The sequence below is a fragment of the Pseudomonas sp. NPDC012596 genome (assembly GCF_042902325.1).
Lineage (GTDB): Bacteria > Pseudomonadota > Gammaproteobacteria > Pseudomonadales > Pseudomonadaceae > Aquipseudomonas.
On sequence record NZ_JBIBEB010000018.1, the window covers coordinates 1 to 18,788 of the forward strand.

The 18,788-nt window shown below is 64.4% G+C and carries 17 protein-coding genes and 1 pseudogene; 7 read left to right on the forward strand and 11 right to left on the reverse strand.

All coding sequences use genetic code 11. From position 1 onward, the window contains the following. Positions 1-270: 270 nt before the first annotated feature. From ACFY68_RS20190 to ACFY68_RS20205, 4 genes and pseudogenes are all read right to left on the reverse strand, one after another. Entirely contained in the window at positions 271-1,056 is a 786-nt protein-coding gene (locus ACFY68_RS20190; protein WP_346615798.1) for a sulfite exporter TauE/SafE family protein, read from the reverse strand. Positions 1,057-1,224: 168 nt separating this feature from the next. After that, the gene (locus ACFY68_RS20195; protein WP_387531155.1) at positions 1,225-1,965 is read right to left on the reverse strand and encodes a methyl-accepting chemotaxis protein; all 741 of its coding nucleotides are present in this window, start codon (positions 1,963-1,965) and stop codon (positions 1,225-1,227) included. Positions 1,966-2,082: 117 nt separating this feature from the next. Next, a pseudogene (gene mcpA / locus ACFY68_RS20200) lies at positions 2,083-3,111 on the reverse strand (methyl-accepting chemotaxis protein McpA); the annotation flags it as partial. Positions 3,112-3,254: 143 nt separating this feature from the next. Beyond that, positions 3,255-4,133, reverse strand: a complete 879-nt coding sequence (locus ACFY68_RS20205) for a LysR family transcriptional regulator (protein WP_387530890.1) — start codon at positions 4,131-4,133, stop codon at positions 3,255-3,257. 101 nt (positions 4,134-4,234) lie between these two features. Here ACFY68_RS20205 and ACFY68_RS20210 point away from each other — a divergent pair, with 101 nt between their 5' ends. Further along, positions 4,235-4,663, forward strand: coding sequence for a PACE efflux transporter (locus ACFY68_RS20210; protein ID WP_346615795.1), 429 nt, complete (start codon positions 4,235-4,237; stop codon positions 4,661-4,663). 20 nt (positions 4,664-4,683) lie between these two features. Here ACFY68_RS20210 and ACFY68_RS20215 read toward each other — a convergent pair whose 3' ends face one another. The 7 genes from ACFY68_RS20215 to ACFY68_RS20245 form a co-directional block, all read right to left on the reverse strand. Beyond that, entirely contained in the window at positions 4,684-5,745 is a 1,062-nt protein-coding gene (locus tag ACFY68_RS20215) for a hypothetical protein (RefSeq protein WP_387530894.1), read from the reverse strand. 83 nt (positions 5,746-5,828) lie between these two features. Beyond that, on the reverse strand, positions 5,829-6,512 hold the full coding sequence (locus ACFY68_RS20220) for a GntR family transcriptional regulator (RefSeq protein ID WP_346615793.1): 684 nt from the start codon (positions 6,510-6,512) through the stop codon (positions 5,829-5,831). Between the two features lie 16 nt (positions 6,513-6,528). Then, complete coding sequence (locus tag ACFY68_RS20225; protein ID WP_387530897.1) at positions 6,529-7,233, reverse strand: FadR/GntR family transcriptional regulator; 705 nt, start codon at positions 7,231-7,233, stop codon at positions 6,529-6,531. A 45-nt stretch (positions 7,234-7,278) separates the two neighbouring features. Beyond that, entirely contained in the window at positions 7,279-8,589 is a 1,311-nt protein-coding gene (locus ACFY68_RS20230; protein ID WP_387530900.1) for a C4-dicarboxylate transporter DctA, read from the reverse strand. A 286-nt stretch (positions 8,590-8,875) separates the two neighbouring features. Further along, positions 8,876-9,361, reverse strand: a complete 486-nt coding sequence (locus ACFY68_RS20235; RefSeq protein ID WP_387530903.1) for an Lrp/AsnC family transcriptional regulator — start codon at positions 9,359-9,361, stop codon at positions 8,876-8,878. 205 nt (positions 9,362-9,566) lie between these two features. Further along, positions 9,567-10,631: an ornithine cyclodeaminase gene (locus ACFY68_RS20240; protein WP_387530906.1), complete on the reverse strand. Its 1,065-nt coding sequence runs from the start codon at positions 10,629-10,631 to the stop codon at positions 9,567-9,569. Positions 10,632-10,794: 163 nt separating this feature from the next. Next, complete coding sequence (locus ACFY68_RS20245) at positions 10,795-12,582, reverse strand: sigma-54-dependent Fis family transcriptional regulator (RefSeq protein WP_387530909.1); 1,788 nt, start codon at positions 12,580-12,582, stop codon at positions 10,795-10,797. Between the two features lie 223 nt (positions 12,583-12,805). Here ACFY68_RS20245 and ACFY68_RS20250 point away from each other — a divergent pair, with 223 nt between their 5' ends. The 6 genes from ACFY68_RS20250 to ACFY68_RS20275 are packed head-to-tail and all read left to right on the forward strand — an operon-like array spanning position 12,806 to position 18,723. Beyond that, positions 12,806-13,900, forward strand: coding sequence for an ABC transporter ATP-binding protein (locus ACFY68_RS20250; protein WP_387530912.1), 1,095 nt, complete (start codon positions 12,806-12,808; stop codon positions 13,898-13,900). Beyond that, positions 13,900-14,997 carry an ABC transporter ATP-binding protein gene (locus ACFY68_RS20255; protein WP_387530915.1) on the forward strand — a complete coding sequence of 366 codons (1,098 nt, stop codon included), beginning with the start codon at positions 13,900-13,902 and terminating at the stop codon, positions 14,995-14,997. Before ACFY68_RS20250 ends, ACFY68_RS20255 begins: the two co-directional genes overlap by 1 nt. Further along, positions 14,994-15,857 carry a sugar ABC transporter permease gene (locus ACFY68_RS20260; RefSeq protein WP_346615785.1) on the forward strand — a complete coding sequence of 288 codons (864 nt, stop codon included), beginning with the start codon at positions 14,994-14,996 and terminating at the stop codon, positions 15,855-15,857. Before ACFY68_RS20255 ends, ACFY68_RS20260 begins: the two co-directional genes overlap by 4 nt. 3 nt (positions 15,858-15,860) lie before the next feature. Then, entirely contained in the window at positions 15,861-16,661 is an 801-nt protein-coding gene (locus tag ACFY68_RS20265) for a carbohydrate ABC transporter permease (protein WP_346615784.1), read from the forward strand. A gap of 12 nt (positions 16,662-16,673) precedes the next feature. Beyond that, the gene (locus ACFY68_RS20270) at positions 16,674-16,946 is read left to right on the forward strand and encodes a DUF2160 domain-containing protein (protein ID WP_387530920.1); all 273 of its coding nucleotides are present in this window, start codon (positions 16,674-16,676) and stop codon (positions 16,944-16,946) included. A 37-nt stretch (positions 16,947-16,983) separates the two neighbouring features. Further along, positions 16,984-18,723 (forward strand): carbohydrate ABC transporter substrate-binding protein, encoded by a 1,740-nt coding sequence (locus ACFY68_RS20275; protein ID WP_387530923.1) that lies wholly within the window; start codon positions 16,984-16,986, stop codon positions 18,721-18,723. Positions 18,724-18,788: the final 65 nt, after the last annotated feature.

Consider the following 18,788-nt stretch of genomic DNA (forward strand, 5'->3'; position numbering starts at 1 on the left):
CCTATCAGGCCATGGCACGTTGCAACAAATGTGGGAGCGGGCTTGCCCCGCGAAGCGCCGCGCGGGCGGCGCTCGATCTCAAGGGCGCTGAAGATTCCGAGGCAAGCTCTTCGCGAAGCGCCGCGCGGGCGGCGCTCGGTCTCATGGGCGCTGAAGATCCCAAGGCAAGCGCTTCGCGAAGCGCCGCGCGGGCGGCGCTCGGTCTCATGGGCGCTGAAGATCCCAAGGCAAGCTCTTCGCGAAGCGCCGCGCGGGCGGCGCTCGATACCCTCAAAACGCCAACTTATACCCGATCAACAGCAGCATCGCCGCCAGGCAAGGCCGCAGCACGCGGTCAGAAATGCGCCCGGTGAGGTGGCTGCCCAGGTAGATGCCTGGCAGCGAGCCGAGCAGCAGGTAGCCCAGCAGCGACCAGTCCATGTTGCCCATGCCGGCGTGGCCAAGCCCTGCAACCAGCGTAAGTGGCACGGCGTGAGCGATCTCGGTGCCCACCAGGCGGCGGGTGACCAGGAAGGGGTACAGCAGGAACAACGCCACGGTGCCCAGTGCGCCAGCACCGATCGAGGTGAGCGTGACCATCACACCCAGCACCACGCCCGTCAGCACGGTGAGGATGTTCAGGCTGCGGTCGCTGAGCGAGTAATGGTCACCGGCATGGCGATTGGCGAATGCCTGCAGGCGGGTCTTGAACAGGATCGCCAGCGCGGTGAGGATCAACACCACGGCCAGGCCCTGCTTGATGACGGCGTTGAGCGCCGAGGTGTCGGTGTGCAGGGTGCTAAGGAACCACAGGGTCAGGGCGGCAGCCGGCACGCTGCCCAGGCTGAGCCAGCCGGTGATCTTCCAGTCGATGTTCTTGTTGCGGCCATGCACCCAGACGCCACTGGCCTTGGTGATGGCGGCGTAGAGCAGGTCGGTGCCCACGGCAGTGGCCGGGCTGATGCCGAACCACAGCAAAATCGGAGTCATCAGCGAACCGCCACCGACGCCGGTCATGCCGACGATGAAACCCACAACCAGTCCGGCAATGGTGAAACCGAAAGAACCTACATCCATACGCTACTCGACTGCCCAGCTTTAGCCCGTGATCGGATGGGTGCCAGCATATAGGTAGTTTTTATAGCCAAATAGACTTGTTCGTTATTAGGTTATAACCGGGCGCGCCTGGCCGCACACTCGGCAAGGCGGTTGTAGGGGCTGCATGGCAGCCCCCCGTCGACGCCGTCAGATACGGAAGCTGCCCACCAGTTGCTTGAGCCGCCCGGCCTGCTGGGCCAACGCATCGCAATGCTGCAGCGTCTGGTTGAGGTTCTCCACCCCTTGCTGGTTGAGCGCGTTGATCTGGGTGATGTCCAGGTTGAGGCTCTCGACCACGGCAGTCTGCTCTTCAGTTGCGGTTGCCACCGACTGGTTCATGCCATCGATCTCGCCGATGCGCTGGGTCACGCTGGCCAAACGCACACCGGCCTGGTTGGCAACCTGCACGGTCTGTTCGCTGGAGACCTGGCTGGTGTTCATGGTGTGCACCGCTTCGCGAGAGCCCACCTGCAGGCTGGTGATCATGCGGTGGATTTCTTCGGCTGATTCCTGGGTGCGGTGCGCCAGGTTGCGAACCTCGTCGGCGACCACCGCAAAGCCACGCCCGGCCTCGCCGGCGCGGGCGGCTTCGATGGCGGCGTTGAGCGCCAGCAGGTTGGTCTGCTGGGAGATGCCCTTGATCACGTCGAGGATCTTGCCGATTTCGTCGGTGCTGGCATTGAGCGTTTCGATCTGCTCACACGATTCGCTGATGCGCTGCGACAAAGCGGTCATGGCATTGATCGCTTCTTCGACCACCTGCCGCCCGCCATTGGCCTGCTCGCTGGCGCCGCTGGCATGTTGCGAGGCGTCGGCGGCGTTGCGGGCGATTTCCTGGGTGGCGGCACCCAGTTCGTTGATGGCCGCGGCGACGCTGTTGGTGCGCATGCTCTGCTCTTCGGAGCCGATGATCGAGGCATTGGATGCATTGACCACTTTCTCGGAAAGGTCGTGCACCAGCCGCGTGGCCGAGGACACTTCGGTGATCGAGGTGTGGATGCGCTCGACGAAGTGGTTGAACGAGGTGGCCAATTCGCCGAACTCGTCCTTGTGCTGCACGTCCAGGCGGCGGGTCAGGTCGCCTTCACCCTCGGCGATGTCGCGCATGGCGCGGCCCATGGTGGTCAGCGGGCGCATCAGCACCGGGATCAGCAGGCCCAGCAGGCCGGCGATGGCGGCCACGGCGATGAGCATCGCGATAATCGCCGAGGTGCGGAACTGGGCGAGTGCGGCGTAGGCCTTGGCCTTGTCGATCGACAGGCCGATGTACCACTGGGCCGAGGGCAGGCCGGCCACCGGGGCAAAGGAAATCAACCGCTGCTGGCCATCGAGGGTGACGTCCTGCATGTCGGCTGCAACGCGCAGGCCGGCGCCTGGGTAGATGTCCTTGAGGTTCTTCATCACCTGGTCTTTGTCCGGGCTGACGATCACCTGGCCACTGCTGTCGGCGAGGAAGGCGTGGCCGATGCCGCCGAAATCGACCGAGTTGATGATCTGCACCAGGGTGTCGAGGGTCACGTCGCCGCCGACCACGCCGACCAGCTCGCCGTTTTGCTTGCTTTTCACCGGCGTGGCGATGGTTACCATCAGGCCGCCGACAGCGCCTTGGTAGGGGGCGGTGAGCACGGTTTGCCCAGCGTTCGCTGCGCTGGCGTACCACGGCCGTTGGCGCGGGTCATAGCCGGCCGGCATTTGCGTGTCGGGGCGCTGGGTGAATACGCCGTTGGCCTGGCCCAGGTAGGTGAACAGGAAGTTTCGCGTGTAGGAGGGCTGCTCGATCAGCCCCGCCAGGGTGTCGCCAGCCCCTTGTTCGGCGATGTCCTGCGCCAGGTTTTCCAGCACCAGGATGCGCCCGCTCATCCAGTTCTGCACGCTGCTGGCAGTCAGTGCGCCGGCCTGTTGCACCGATGCTTGGATATTCTGGCGGATGGTGTTGCGTTGCAGGTAATCGTTGTAGAGCGTGAACAGGGCAAATGCCAGCACCACGACGCCGCAGGCACTGAGCAGGATCTTGTGGCGAAATTTCAGGTTCATGTTTCGAGACCTTGAGCCATTGAGGGGAGGGCGCCGCGCGCTCGTGGCGCGATGGCGGGCCTGTCCACTCTGATATCGGCTATTCGCCTAAAAAATTGAAACACTTACGTCATCTAGCTGAGGCGATTTCGACGGACGGTGCGCTAGCGTTTGGCTAGCTGTTCGATCAGCAAACGCGCGGCCTGGCGTAGCGGTTGCCGCTTGCGCCAACAGGCATGAATCGGCAGCTGCAATTCGTTGCGGGTATTGCGAAATTTCAGGCGCACCAGGCGCCCGGCGTCGATCAGCGGCGCCACCCGCGCCACGGGTAAGTCGCCCCAGCCCAGGCCGGCTTCGACCATTTGCAGCGCCAGGTCGAAACTGTCGGTGGACCAGTGCGCGGCGCCGATCAGCGCGCGCGGGTCGGCCAATGGCAGGTCGCGGCTGCGCACCAGGATCTGGCGCACATTGATCAGGTCTTCGAGGTACTGGATGCGCCCGTCGCGCAGTGCCGGGTGCGCCGGTGACAGCGTCGCCACCAGCGACTCCACGCCGATGTGCTGAAACCCCCGGTGCGCATCCACCTGCAGGCCGGCAAACGCCAGGCACAGGTCGGCGCGGCCGCTGTCGAGCAGTTGCAGCGCTTCTTCCTGGGGGGCGCTGAGCACTTGGATGTCCAGTAACGGGAAGCGCTCGCCGAGCGTGGCGATGGCCGCCAGCAGCGGGCGGTGGTCGATGTCCGGGACCACAGCCAGGGTCAGGCTGCTTTCCAGGCCCTGGGACAGCTCCAGCGCATGCACCTGCAGCAGCCCGAGCTGTTCGGCGATCAACCTGGCGTGCGGCTCCAGGGCCAGTGCCTGGGCAGTGGCGCGCACCTCGCGCGGGCCGCGCTCGAACAAGGCGTAGCCCAACTCCGCCTCAAGGTTGCCGATGGCCATGCTGACCGCTGAAGGCACCCGGCCAAGGGTGCGGGCGGCAGCCGAGAATGAGCCGCGGTCGAGCACGGCAAGAAACAGCTGAATGTTGTCGCTGGAAAAGTTCATGGCAGCCTCCTGTCAGTCAATCTGAAAGCTACCGACTTTTTCTGTCAAGCGGATTGAAGCATCCTTGCGCCCCTTCGCTTTTTGTCACATGAGGTAAACCCGTGCAGGGACTGAAACGCAAACTGGTCTACGTGACCTTCTATGAATTGATCGGCCTGTGCATGTCGACCCTGGGGCTGGCCTACCTGTCGGATACCGAGGCCTCGCACACCGGGCCGCTGGCGGTGATGATCACCACCATCGCCATGCTCTGGAACCTGATCTACAACAGCCTGTTCGAGTACTGGGAGAGCCGCCAGGCCAAGCGCGGGCGCAGCGTGGCGCGGCGGGTGGCGCATGCCATCGGCTTCCAGCTGACCTTGGTGGTATACCTGATCCCGCTGATCGCCTGGTGGCTTGGCATGAGCCTGGTGGAGGCGTTCCTGGTGGATCTGGCGTTCATCATCCTGGTGCCGTGCTACACGTTCGCCTACAACTGGGCGTTCGACCGGATCTTCGGCTTGCCGACATCGGCCATGGCCACGGCCTGAGCGGCCGGTAAAACCACCCGCTAAGGCGGCAGGCGAATCAATAATGGCGCCTGCCGCGCCGGCTGCGGTTGCTGTTCTTGCCCCTGTGCCCGCGGTGCACTGGCCAACAGCAAGCTGTCCTCGACTTGCCCCGACAGGTAGTACACCCCCGCCATTGCGCCGCTCTGGCGGTTCTCCATCAGCTCCTGCCATTCCTGGTTGAGCGCCACGTTGAGGATCACCCGCAGCTGCTCGACCATCTCCGGGTGCTCGCGGTCATGGGTCATCATGCCGTAGCCTGCCGCCGCGATCGAAATCATCGCCCCGGCCACCTTGCCCACCGCACTCGCCACGGCACTGGCGATGCCGCGCGGGGCCAGGGTTGCGCCGAGTTTTTCGCTGGCGCGGTTGGCTACCGACGACAGGCCCACATCGGTTTTCCCAGGCCCTTTGCTGGCTTGTTGATGCAAGTGCTCGCGCAGGGCGAGCCAGGCGGGTTGCTGGTCGAGCGGTTTGGCCTTGAGCAATTGATAAAGGCTGGCATTGCGCGCCGGCGGCGGGCCCAGGTTGATGGCGGGGATGCGGTTGAGGCGCTGGCTGAGCTGGTCGGGCGGGGCGTTGTAGCGCTGGATGATGCCCTGCAGTTGCTGGCCGAACAGTTGCAGGTACAACTCGCTGGCACGGTCGCGGATACCTTCGGGGTTGATCTGCTCGGCCACGGGCTCGATCACCCTTTTGTGGTACTGCTCCTGCAGGTACAGGGCAAGGCGTTTTTCCGCAGGCTCACGGCCTTGGCCGCTGTCGAGCTTGTACCAGGCTACCTTGAGCGTCAGCCATTGCTGGGTCCAGTACCCTGTGAACCACGGGATGAAGTCGCTTTCGGTACGTTGTTGCACCTGCTCCTTCCACACCCGCATCGAGCGCCGCGCATAGTCGTTGGCAGAGCCGGCAGCGCCCACCGAGGCATCGATCAGCTCTTGGTCGATGCGTTGCCAGGCGGCGGGGGTGAGTACGGCAGGCGGCGGCGGGGCAGGCGGGCGCTTGCCGGCACAGGCAGCGAGGGCCAGCAGAAGGCAAAGCAGCAAGAGGATGCGCGTGCTCACGCGACCGCCTTCCTGGGTAAGAGGCTTGGGGGGTTACCCGAGTATAAGAGGGGCTCGGGCGGGCTGCAGTGCAGCCCATCGTGTCACTGCTCCAGGTCGAGTTTTTCTTCCAGGCGGTTCAGGTGCTCGTGCATCAGCGCCAGTGCTGCCGTGCTGTCACCGGCCTCGACGGCATCGATGATCGCTGTGTGTTCTTCCCAGGCGCAATGGTCGCAACAAGGCGATTCATAGCGGGCAATGATCAGCGAGGTCATTGGCACCAGGCCATTGAGAAACCGCGCCAGCGGCGCGTTGGCCGCCACTTGCGCGAGCTTGAGGTGAAACTCGCCACCCAGGCGGATCGCCGCGCAGCGTTCGCCCCGTTCGTGATGGTGGCGTTCCCGTTCGACCAGTGCGCGCAATTGGCGGATGTGCGCCGGCCGTGCGCGTTGCGCGGCCAGGCTGATCAGGGTGGTTTCGGCCAACCGCCGGGCGCTGAGCACCTGGCGCGCCTGTTGTGGGTCGGGGGCGGCCAGGTGTGCGGTGTGGCTGGGGCGCTGCACCACCACTTGCTGGTCCGACAGGCGCCCGAGCACCCGGCGGATTACCGTGCGGCTGACGCCAAAGGCGTTGCCCAGTGCTTGTTCGGGCAGCAGGCTGCCGGGGGGCAGGCGCTGTTCAAGGATGGCGTCGAACAGGCGCGGGTAGATCTGCTCGGCCGACAGGCGGGTTTCGCCGACGGCGAGCAGGGCAGGCAGGTGGGGGGCGGCGTGGGCGCAGGCGGTCATGGTCGCTCTCCTGGGGTCATGGACGCGGATGGTCATCCGGGATGTTCAGTTCGATGCCCATGCGCAGGCCTTCGGCGAGGATGTGCTGGCGCATCTGGGCGCTGGCCTGGGCACTGTTGCGGTCGCGGATGGCGCGAACCACTGCTTCGTTTTCCTTGAGCCGCGCGGCCAGGTGCTCGGGGGAGTTGCGCAGCATGCTGGCGCTTTGCTTGAGGGCGTTGCCCGTCTGCTGCACGACGCTCTGGAAGATCGGGTTGGTGGTCAGGGCGAACAGCGCCTCATGGAAGGCAATGTACGCCTTGGCCCCGGCATCGCTGTCGTCGGCATCCAGGGCTTCGCGCATGTCCATCAGGGTCAGGCGCAGTTGGCCGATGTCCTGGCTGTTGGCCGATTGCGCCACCAGGCCGACGATGAAGGGTTCGAGGGTGTAGCGCAGCTCGAGCACGTCGGCCAGGCTGGCCGCAGCGGCGGTGTCGACGCCGGGTTCCAGCTGCGCGGCTTCGGCCTCCAGCACCAGCACCCCTTTGCCCGGCAGCGAACGCACCAGGCCCAGGGTTTCCAGCACGGTCACCGCCTCGCGCAGGCTCGGCCGGCTGATACCCAGCTGCTCGGCCAGTTCGCGCTGGCCGGGCAGCATGTCGCCGGAGCGCCATTGCCCGCGGGCCAGGGCCTGGCGCAGTTTTTCCACCACTGAAGTGACAACGGTTGATGAGCTGATCACGGCTCGCTCCTGGAAAGGGCCGGCGGCAGCGCCGGCCTCGTGGGCTCAGAATTCCTGTTGCTGGGCGGTGGCTGGCTTGCGCGGTGCGTGGGCGAAGCCGGGTTTGCCGTCGAGCACGTTCTGCGCACGCTCCAGGTCGATGTCTTTTTCCCAGCGGGCAATGGCCACGGTCGCCACGCAGTTGCCGATCAGGTTGGTCAATGCGCGGCCAATGCCCATGAACCAGTCCACCGCCAGCACCAGCACCAGGCCCACCACCGGGATCGCCGGTACGGCGGTGAGGGTGGCGGCAAGGATCACCAGCGCCGAACCCGGGATGCCGTGCGCGCCCTTGGACGTCACCAGCGACACCAGCAGGATGGTCAGCAGGTCGGTCATCTCCAAGGGGGTGCCGGTGGCGTTGGCGATGAACACGATGGCCAGGGTCAGGTAGATGGAGAAGCCGTCCAGGTTGAATGAGTAGCCGGTCGGGATCACCAGGCCCACGGTGGAGCTGCCGATCCCCAGGTGCTCGAGCTTGCGCATGATCTGCGGCAGCACGGCGTCGGAGGAGGCGGTGCCGAGCACGATGGTCAGCTCTTCACGCAGGTACTTGATGAACGGCAGCAATTTGAGGCCCGACACCCGCATCACGGTGCCCAGGATGATCAGCACGAAGCCGGCGCAGGTCAGGTAGAACAGGGCCACCAGGCCACCCAGGTGTTGCAGCGACTCCAGGCCATATTTGCTGGTGGTGAAGGCAATGGCGCCGAACACGCCGATCGGCGCCAGGCGCACGATCATGCCCATGATGCGGAAAATCACATGGCTGAGCTCGTTGATCAGCCGCGAAATGCCGGCGGCCGAGTCGCCCACCAGGTTCAGCGCGCTGCCGAACAGCACCGAGAACAGCAGTACCTGCAGGATGTTGTTGTCAGCGAAGGCGCCGACCACCGAGGTCGGGATCAAGTCCATGAAAAACGCGGTAGCGCCATGGATATGCTGGCCGCGCTCGGCCAGGCCGTTGGCGTCGGCGGTGGACAGCTGGTCCAGGTGAATATTGGCGCCACTGCCGATGCCGCTGCTGAAGGCGAATATCAGGCCGATCACCAGGGCGATGGTGGTCAGCACTTCAAAGTAGATCACCGATTTGAGGCCGATGCGGCCGACTTTCTTGAGGTCGCCGGCACCGGAAATGCCGCTGACCACCACGCAGAAGACAATCAGGCCAATCAGCATCTTGATCAGCTTGATGAAGCCATCGCCGAGGGGTTTGAGTTGCAGGGAAAGGTCGGGGAAGCTGAGGCCGCAGGCGATGCCGAGGGCAAGGCCGAGCACGACTTGCAGGAAGATCGAACGCGAGCACCATTTGAGCATGGGAGTGATCTCTGATCGGTGTCCTTGCTTCGGTGCCGCACGGGGCGAAAGAGCGCAGGACTTAATTATTTTTGTGGTCTTACCGGTTTGTTCAGCGCGGGACCATAAAAGCGCGAAAAATCCTCCTTTGCAAGGGTTTTTGGCCTTACCGGTCTGACCAGTTGTGGGGCAATTTGGCTTGGCGGGCTCTAATTCGGTGCGTGCTGTGGATTATGAATTCGCGCAACCAGGCGCCTTTTGCCGATGCCTGGGTTGTCTTAGCAAGCAGCCTGCCAACTGCTGCAGCTCAGGGCTGCGGCGCCATGCTTTTGACCGAGGCCAGCTCGGGGTGGGCGACCAGTTTGTCGATGTGCAGCGCGTCGTCGTTCATCCAGGTTTCGCTCAGCACCCGGTAATGTTCCATGTCACGGCAGCGCATGCGCAGGCTGTAATCGAAGTGGCCGCTGATCAGCTGGCACTCATAGACTTGCGGGCAGTGCTGCATGGTCGCTTCGAAGGCTTTTTGCGCGGCCCGCCCGCTCTGGTTGGACAAGGCCACCAGCACCAGCAGGGACAGCCCCGGGGCGATCTTCTGCAGATCGAGGATGGCGCCATAACCGCGGATCACCCCGCGCCGCTCCAGCTTGCGCACACGCTCAAGGCACGGGCGCGGCGTGAGGTGAACCAGGCTCGAGAGTTTTTCGAAGGTGATGCGACCGTCGACGCGCAGCACGTCGATGATGGCGTGGTCGATACGGTCCAGCGGGGGCTGGGTGGCGTCCTTGGTGTCCATGCGCGCGGCTTCTTTGCAAAAAGGGGCAAGGACAGGGTAGGCGCTTATCGGGTGACCTTCCTCAATTACGAGGTGGCCCAATCGCCGGCAAGCCGGCTCCCACAATGATTCCGCTGAATCAAGGCTCTGCAGGGCCCCTGGGGGGCAGCCCAGCCCTGTGGGAGCCGGCTTGCCGGCGATTGGGCTGCGAGGCAGCCCCGTCTATTCAAGCGCAGGCGCTGTCGGCCTGCTGCGCTGGGCGCATTTCCACCACGCGTGGCTGCAGCAGCGCATACAAGTCTTTCGGGTTCTCCAGCGTCGGCACCAGCTCGATCTCCCGGCCGATACCCAGAGCCCGCGCTGTATCCAGCACATAGCGCAGCGCTGAGTAGTCCTCCAGGGCAAAGCCTACCGAATCGAACAGGGTGACCTGTTCAACGCTTTCACGGCCCTTGGCAACGCCCGCCACCACCTGCCAGAACTCGGTGACAGGCGAGTCGCCAGGCATCTGCTGGATCTCGCCTTCAATGCGGCTTTGCGGTTCGTACTCGACGATCACCCGGGCCCGCTCGACGATGTCGCGGTGCAGCTCGGTCTTGCCGGGGCAGTCGCCGCCGACCGCGTTCAGGTGCATGCCCGGCTCGATCATGTCTGGGGTAAGGATGGTCGCGTAGGCCTTGTCCGCCGTCACCGTGGTGACGATGTCGGCTCCACGCACCGCGTCGGCGATCGAGGGGGCGACGATCAGCTTGAGCCCAGGCCGGCCCGACAGGTTGGCCACCAGTTTTGCCGTGGCCGCGGGGTCAATGTCGTACAGGCGGATTTCATCGATGCCCAGCAGCATCTTGAAGGCGATGGCCTGGAACTCGCTTTGCGAGCCATTGCCGATCAGCGCCATGCTACGGCTGTCGTCGCGCGCCAGGTAGCGGGCGGCCAAGGCCGAGGTGGCGGCGGTGCGGATTGCGGTGGCCAGGGTCATTTCGCTGAGCAGCAGCGGCAGGCCGGAATCGACGTCGCTCAACGCGCCGAAGGCCATGACCGTGGGCAGGCCATGGCGGGTGTTCTTCGGGTGGCCGTTGACGTATTTGAAGGCGTACAGGCTGGCGTCGGCCACCGGCATCAGTTCTATCACGCCGTCTTTTGAGTGGTTGGCCAGGCGCGGGCATTTTTCGAAGGCGTGCCAGCGCAGGTAGTCCTGGCGAATGTACTCGGCCATCTCCACCATGCAGGTGGCCAGGCCCTTGCGATTGGCCAGGCGGGCGAGGTCTTGCACATCGATGAAGCGGGTCATCACATTCTCCCTGCAGCGACGCACCGGAATGTCGGGCAGGCATTCAGGGTGGGCTGTAGGTATATTTTCTGACAGATGCAGCTCGAGCAGGGGTGCTGGAGGGGGCTGAATACAGCGGTTGCAGCTGAATTGGAGTGCCTCACAGCCGAATCGGCTGTGAGCATCACGGGGCAGCGTTGAGCGTGCCCTGTTCGCGCAGGCGCTTGTACAGGGTGGTGCGGCTGATGCCCAGCAGGCGCGCCAGTGAAGACAGGTTGCCGCCGCAGCGCTGCAGCAGGTCGGCCAGGTCGCCCGACGCTGCTTCGTGTGCGGATACGGTCGCACATGCGGGCAGTTCGCTGGCCTGGGCGAGGAAGCTGTCGGGAAGGTGCTCGGTGCCGATCGGCTGCGCCCCGGCCAAGGCCAGCGCTACCTGCAACACACTGTGCAATTGCCGCAGGTTGCCGGGCCACGGGTGGCGCAGCAGCAGGGCGAGCGTGGCCGCAGGCAATTGGCGTGGCTGGCCTGGCTCCAGATACCGTGCGTGAACCTGCTCGATCAGCTCGCGGCGGTCGCTGCGCTCGCGCAAAGCCGGCAGGGTCAGGGTCAGCCCGGCCACGCGGTAGTAGAGGTCCTGGCGGAAGCGCCCGGCGCGCACTTCTTCGGCCAGGTCCCGGTTGCTTGCCGAGACCACGCGGATGTCCACCGTCACCGGTTCGCCGCTGCCCAGTGGCTGGATGCTGCGCGACTGCAGTACACGCAGCAGCCTGGCCTGGGTCGGCAGCGGCATATCGCCGATTTCGTCGAGGAACAAAATGCCGTGGTTGGCCTTGCGAATCAGCCCGGGGTTGCCCTTGTGGTGGGCACCGGTGAAGGCCCCCTTGTCATAGCCGAACAGTTCCGATTCGACCAGCTCCGCGGGAATGGCCGCACAGTTGACCGCGATCAGCGGCTGGTGGGCACGGCTGCTGGCGCGGTGCAGGGTGTCGACGAAGACTTCCTTGCCGGCGCCGGTTTCACCCTGGACCAAGACCGGGATGTCCTTTTCCAGCAGCAGGCTGGCCTGGGTCAGGGCTTTGTCCAGGCGCGGGTCGCCCGCACGAGGGGCCGGGCGCGTAGGGCTTTGCCGGGGCGCCTGCCATTGGCAGTGGAAGCGGTTGCGCCCGGCAGCCTGCAGGGCGAATGGCTGTTGCTGGGCATGGGCGAGCAATTGGCGCATGGGCATCTGGAACAGCTGCTCCAGGTTCCGGCGCAGCGGGTTGCCGCCGAGCAGGCTGTCGGCGCGGTGATTGGCGGCGAGCACCTGGCCGCGCTCATCGAAGATCAGCAACCCGGCCCAGGGGCTGTCGAGGTTGTCCGAGGCACTGTTGAACAGCAGTTGCGCGTGCTGGTCACCGTGCTGCGCAAGGATCAGCCGGTTCTCCAGGCTCTGGCTCATCATGCGCACCAGGCCGAGGGTCTGGCTGGCCGGCAGGTAGCCGTCACTGGCCACGTCGAGCACGCCGACACGTTGGCGCTGGGCGTCGAACAGCGGCGCTGCGGCGCTGGCCATGTAGCGGTTCTGGCGCAGGAAGTGTTCGTCCTGCCCTACATGAATGGGCTGCGCGCAGGCCAGCGCGGTGCCCAGCGCGTTGGTGCCCACGCCCCGTTCGTGCCAGTGGGCGCCAGTACTGAAGCCGTGCTGGTGTTGAGGGTCGATGAAGCGTCGCGAACCCCAGGTGTCGAGCAGGCAGCCGCTGGCGTCGGCGAGCATCACCAGGTAGCTGGCATTGCCCAGCAGGTGCGCATACTGCGGCAGCACGGTATCGCGGGTCAGTTGCAGCAGTGCCTGGCGCCGTTCCAGCAGGGCGCTGAGTTCGCCGTGGGTCAGGCAATCGAAGTCTGGCGCGCTCTGCGGCTGCAGGCCGAACTCGCGGCAGCGGGCCCAGGAAGCCTGGATCAGTTGGGCATGGGTCGAAGCGGATGTGGCCATGGGCCTGTCCTGTGTGATTGTTGTTTTCAGCCGACCGCTGTTCAGTGTCGTTCAGGGTTGTTCAATGTCAAACCCGCCGCTGTTCAGGTGTTCAGCCAAACTGTTCAGTTATGAACGGCACCTGGCCGGCTTGCGCAGGGGAAGCCGCGCGCCAGAGCCCTGTGGGGCAACTGGCACGGATTTGGCTGTGCCTGGCAGACAACAATCACAAGAAGGCCACGCCATGTCCCTGGTGTTGGAGCAGGTCAGCCGCAGCGTCGACGGGCAACCGTGGGTCATCGACGCGTCCCTGCGCTTCGAGCCCGGTTCGTTCAACGTGCTGTTGGGCCGGACCCTGGCCGGCAAGACCAGCCTGATGCGCCTGATGGCCGGGCTCGACCGACCCGAGCATGGCCGTGTGTTGATGGCGGGCGAGGACGTCACCGGGGTGCCGGTGCGTCGGCGCAACGTGTCGATGGTCTATCAGCAGTTCATCAACTACCCGAACCTGAGCGTCTACGAGAACATCGCCTCACCCTTGCGCCAGGCACGCCTGGCCGAGCCCGAGATCCGCCGGCGGGTGCAGGAAACCGCCGAGATGCTGCGCATTGACCCTTACCTGCAGCGCTTGCCGCTGGAGCTGTCCGGTGGCCAGCAGCAGCGCACGGCAATGGCCCGGGCGCTGGTCAAGGACGCCGGGCTGATCCTGTTCGACGAACCGCTGGTCAACCTCGACTACAAGCTGCGCGAAGAGCTGCGCCAGGAGCTGCGCGAGCTGTTCGCTGCGCGCAACTGCATTGCCGTGTATGCCACCACCGAGCCCAACGAAGCGCTGGCGTTGGGCGGCACCACCACCCTTTTGCACGAGGGCCGCATCGTCCAGAGCGGCCCTACCTCCGCGGTTTACCAGCGGCCCTGCAGCGTGCTGGCCGCCGAACTGTTTTCCGAGCCGCCGATCAATCTGGTGCCCGGGCGCGTCAGTGGCAACGAGGTAAGCCTGGCCCTGGCGGTGCACTTTGCCCGCAGCGCCGACCTGAAGCGCCTGGTGGATGGCGATTATCAATTTGGTGTACGCCCCAGTCACATCAGCCTGGTGCCGGCCCACGACGATGACCTGGAGCTGGCGGTGCTGGTTGAGCTGGCCGAGATCAGTGGTTCCGAGACCTTTCTGCACGTGCGTAACGAGCACTGGCGGATGGTCCTGCACCTGCCCGGGGTACACGAATATCAGGTGGATACGCCGATTCGTGTGTTCATCCCCACCCACAAGCTGTTCGTCTTCGACAGTACCGGGGCACTGGTGCAGGCGCCGGGCCTACGCCAGGCGAGGAGTGCCTGATGGCCGAAATCCGTTTGCACCAGTTGGCGCACAGCTACAGCCGCCAGCCCGTCGATGCGAATGACTATGCCCTGCATGAGTTGGAGCACGTGTGGGAGCAGGGCGGCGCCTATGCCTTGCTCGGGCCGTCGGGGTGCGGCAAGTCAACGCTGCTGAACATCATCTCGGGCCTGCTGACACCGTCCCATGGCCAAGTGCTGTTCGACGGCAAGCCGGTGAACCACCTTTCGCCGCAGCAGCGCAACATCGCCCAGGTGTTCCAGTTCCCGGTGGTGTACGACACCATGACGGTGTTCGACAACCTGGCGTTCCCCTTGCGCAACCAAGGCCTGGACGAGGGCCGGGTGCGCAGCCGGGTCGAGGAGATCGCCGAGGTGCTCGACCTGGCCGCGGTGCTGAAGAAAAAGGCCCGCAACCTCAGTGCCGACGAGAAACAGAAAGTCTCGATGGGCCGCGGCCTGGTGCGTGACGACGTCTCGGCGATCCTCTTCGACGAGCCCCTCACGGTGATCGACCCGCACCTGAAATGGAAGCTGCGGCGCAAGCTCAAGCAGATCCATGAGCAGTTCAACATCACCATGATCTACGTCACCCACGATCAGCTGGAAGCCTCGACCTTCGCCGACAAGATCGCAGTGATGCACGGCGGGCGCATCGTCCAGTTCGGCACGCCACGGGAGCTGTTCGAGCGGCCACGGCACACCTTCGTCGGCTACTTCATTGGCAGCCCCGGGATGAACCTGATCGATGTGCAGGCCGAAACGCAAGGGGTGGTGTTCGGGGGCGTCCACCTGCCGTTGCCCGATGGCCTGCGTGAGCGCTTGGCAGCGACGCCGGGCGGGCGCCTGCAAGTGGGCATTCGCCCGGAGTTCGTGCAGCTGTGGGACAGCCCATTCGATGCCGCGTACCCGGCCCAAGTGCTGGACGTCGAAGACCTGGGCACCTACCGCATCGTCACGCTGGTGCTGGGCGGCGTATCGCTCAAGGCGCGCCTGGCCGAGGATCGGCCGTTGCCGGTAGGCCAGGCCTGGGTCAGCCTGCCGACGCAGTGGCTGATGCTGTATGTGGATGATGTGCTGCTGGAGGCCGGGCCATGAACAAGGTGCCCAACAACAAGGCCTGGTGGCTGGTGCTGCCGGTGTTCCTGCTGGTGGCTTTCAGCGCCGTGATGCCGATGATGACGGTGGTCAACTATTCGGTGCAGGACATTTTCGACCAGTCCAGCCGCTACTTCGTCGGCGCCGACTGGTACCGCCAGGTGCTGCGCGACCCGGCATTGCACGACGCCTTGCTGCGCCAGTTCATCTATTCCGCGTGCGTGCTGCTGATCGAGATCCCGCTGGGCATCGGCATTGCCCTGACCATGCCGACCAAGGGGCGCATGGCCTCGGTGTGCCTGATCGTCATGGCCATCCCGCTGCTGATCCCGTGGAACGTGGTCGGCACCATCTGGCAGATCTTCGGCCGCGCCGACATCGGCCTGCTGGGCGCCACGCTGGCCAAGCTTGGGGTCAACTACAACTATGCCGGCGACCCGTTCGATGCCTGGCTCACGGTACTGGTGATGGACGTTTGGCACTGGACGTCGCTGGTGGCGCTGCTGTGCTATTCGGGCCTGCGCGCCATTCCCGACGTGTATTACCAGGCCGCGCGTATCGACCGGGCATCGGCCTGGGCGGTGTTCCGGCACATCCAGTTGCCCAAGCTGAAGAACGTGCTGCTGATCGCGGTGATGCTGCGCTTCATGGACAGCTTCATGATCTACACCGAGCCGTTCGTGCTCACCGGTGGTGGGCCAGGCAACGCCACTACATTCCTCAGCCAGACCCTCACGCGCATGGCCGTAGGGCAATTCGACCTGGGCCCGGCGGCGGCGTTTTCGCTGGTGTACTTCCTGATCATCCTGCTGGTGTCGTGGCTGTTCTACACAGCCATGACCCACGCCGACAAGGACTAGGCCATGAGCACGCGCAAGACGCTGGCCCTGCTGCTGTATTTCTTCTTTTTGCTGGTGCCGATCTACTGGCTGCTGAACATGTCGTTCAAGAGCAACAGTGAAATCCTCGGCGGCCTGACCCTGTGGCCACAGGGGTTCACGCTGGACAACTACCGGGTGATATTCACCGATGCCAGCTGGTACAGCGGCTACATCAATTCGCTGTACTACGTCTGTTTGAACACGGTCATTTCACTGCTGGTGGCACTGCCGGCGGCGTATGCCTTTTCGCGCTATCGCTTCCTGGGCGACCGTCACCTGTTCTTCTGGCTGCTGACCAACCGCATGGCGCCACCGGCGGTATTTCTGCTGCCGTTCTTTCAGCTGTACTCGTCCATCGGCCTGTTCGACACCCATATCGCCGTTGCCCTGGCCCATTGCCTGTTCAACGTGCCGCTGGCGGTGTGGATTCTCGAGGGGTTCATGTCGGGGGTGCCGAAAGAGATCGACGAGACCGCGTACATCGATGGTTACAGCTTCCCGCGGTTCTTCGTGAAGATCTTCATCCCGCTGATTGGCTCAGGCATCGGTGTCACGGCGTTTTTCTGCTTCATGTTTTCCTGGGTCGAACTGCTGCTGGCGCGCACCCTGACGTCGGTTAACGCCAAACCTATTGCGGCGGTGATGACCCGCACCGTGTCCGCTTCGGGCATTGACTGGGGTGTGCTGGCAGCGGCTGGGGTGCTGACCATCCTGCCCGGCATGCTGGTGATCTGGTTCGTCCGCAACCATGTGGCCAAGGGCTTTGCCCTGGGCCGGGTCTGAGGAGGGTGACGCATGGAATGGATGGCCTGGACCATGCCCACGGCGCTGTTCTTCGCCGCCGTCGGTGTGCTGCTGTTGTGCATGACCCTGCTCGAACTGCGCCGCCCCTGCGTGGAGCGGCGCGGCTTGCTGCCGATCGTCACCAGCCGTGGCGACCGGTTGTTCATCGGCCTGCTGGTCAGCGCCTACCTGCACTTGCTGGTAGTCGGTGCCAGCGACTGGCCGTTGTGGGTGGCCTCGCTGCTGTCGCTGGGCTGGCTGGTGGTGGTGCTGCGCTGGGGCTGAGCGACGGCTCCGGGGAAAACTCAATCGGGAGATCACAATGTTCCATAACAAACACAATCGGCGACATTTGACCCTGGCCGCATTGCTGGTGCTGGCCAGCGTGCAGGGTACGGCGTGGGCCGACCAGTACGAAGACGCGGCGAAAAAGTGGATCGGCAGCGAGTTCAAGCCTTCCACCCTGACGGCCGAGCAGCAGCTGGCGGAGCTTAAGTGGTTCATCAAGGCCGCGGAGCCGTTCCGTGGCATGAAGATCAACGTGGTATCGGAAACCATCACCACCCACGAGTATGAGTCCAAGGTGCTGGCCAAGGCGTTCAGCGAAATCACCGGTATTCAGCTGACCCATGACCTGCTGCAGGAAGGCGATGTGGTAGAAAAGCTGCAGACGCAGATGCAGTCGGACAAGAACATCTACGACGGCTGGGTAAATGATTCCGACCTCATCGGCACGCACTTTCGCTACGGCAAGGTGGAGTCAATCACCGACCTGATGGCCAATGAAGGCAAGGCCTACACCTCGCCGACCCTGGACCTCAAGGACTTCATCGGTATTTCCTTCACCACCGCGCCGGATGGCAAGGTCTATCAATTGCCCGACCAGCAGTTCGCCAACCTGTACTGGTTCCGCGCCGACTGGTTCGACCGGCCCGAGCTCAAGGCCAAGTTCAAGGAAAAGTACGGCTATGAGTTGGGCGTGCCGGTGAACTGGTCGGCCTACGAGGACATCGCCAAGTTCTTTACCGAGGACGTGAAGGAAATCGACGGCAAGCGCGTGTATGGCCACATGGACTACGGCAAGAAGGACCCTTCGCTGGGCTGGCGCTTCACCGATGCCTGGTTCTCGATGGCCGGTGGCGGCGACAAAGGCCTGCCCAATGGGCTGCCGGTAGACGAGTGGGGTATTCGCGTGGAGGACTGCCACCCGGTGGGCTCCAGCGTTACCCGTGGCGGCGACACCAACGGCCCGGCAGCGGTGTATGCCACGCAGAAATACGTCGACTGGATGCGCGCGTACGCACCGAAAGAAGCGCAGGGCATGACCTTCTCCGAGGCCGGCCCGGTACCGGCGCAGGGCAACATCGCCCAGCAGATCTTCTGGTACACAGCGTTCACCGCCGACATGACCAAGCCGGGGCTGCCGGTGGTCAACACCGACGGTACGCCAAAATGGCGTATGGCACCGTCGCCCAAGGGGCCGTACTGGGAAGAGGGGATGAAGCTGGGCTACCAGGACACTGGGTCCTGGACCTTCTTCAAATCGACCCCCGAGAAGCAGCGCCTGGCCGCGTGGCTGTACGCGCAGTTCGTCACCTCCAAGACCGTGTCGTTGAAAAAGACCATCGTCGGCCTGACGCCGATTCGTGAGTCGGACATCAACTCCCAGGCCATGACTGACCTTGCGCCCAAGCTCGGCGGGCTGGTGGAGTTCTACCGCAGCCCTGCGCGCGTGCAATGGACCCCGACCGGCACCAACGTACCGGACTACCCACGCCTGGCGCAGTTGTGGTGGAGCCATATCGCTGAGGTGGCCAGTGGTGAGAAAACCCCGCAGGAGGCGCTGGATGGCCTGGCCCGCGACCAGGACAGGATGATGGAGCGGTTGCAGCGCTCCAACGCCCAGGCCACCTGTGCGCCGAAGATGAACCCGGAGAAAGATGCCCAGTACTGGTTCGACCAGCCGGGTGCGCCGAAACCGAAGCTGGCCAACGAGAAGCCCAAGGGCGAGACGGTCAGCTACAGCGAACTGCTGAAGTCGTGGGAGGCGGCGCGCAAGTGACCAGCTAGAGACCGGGTGGGCGCCATCGCCGGCAAGCCGGCTCCCACGGGTTGAGCAAATCATCC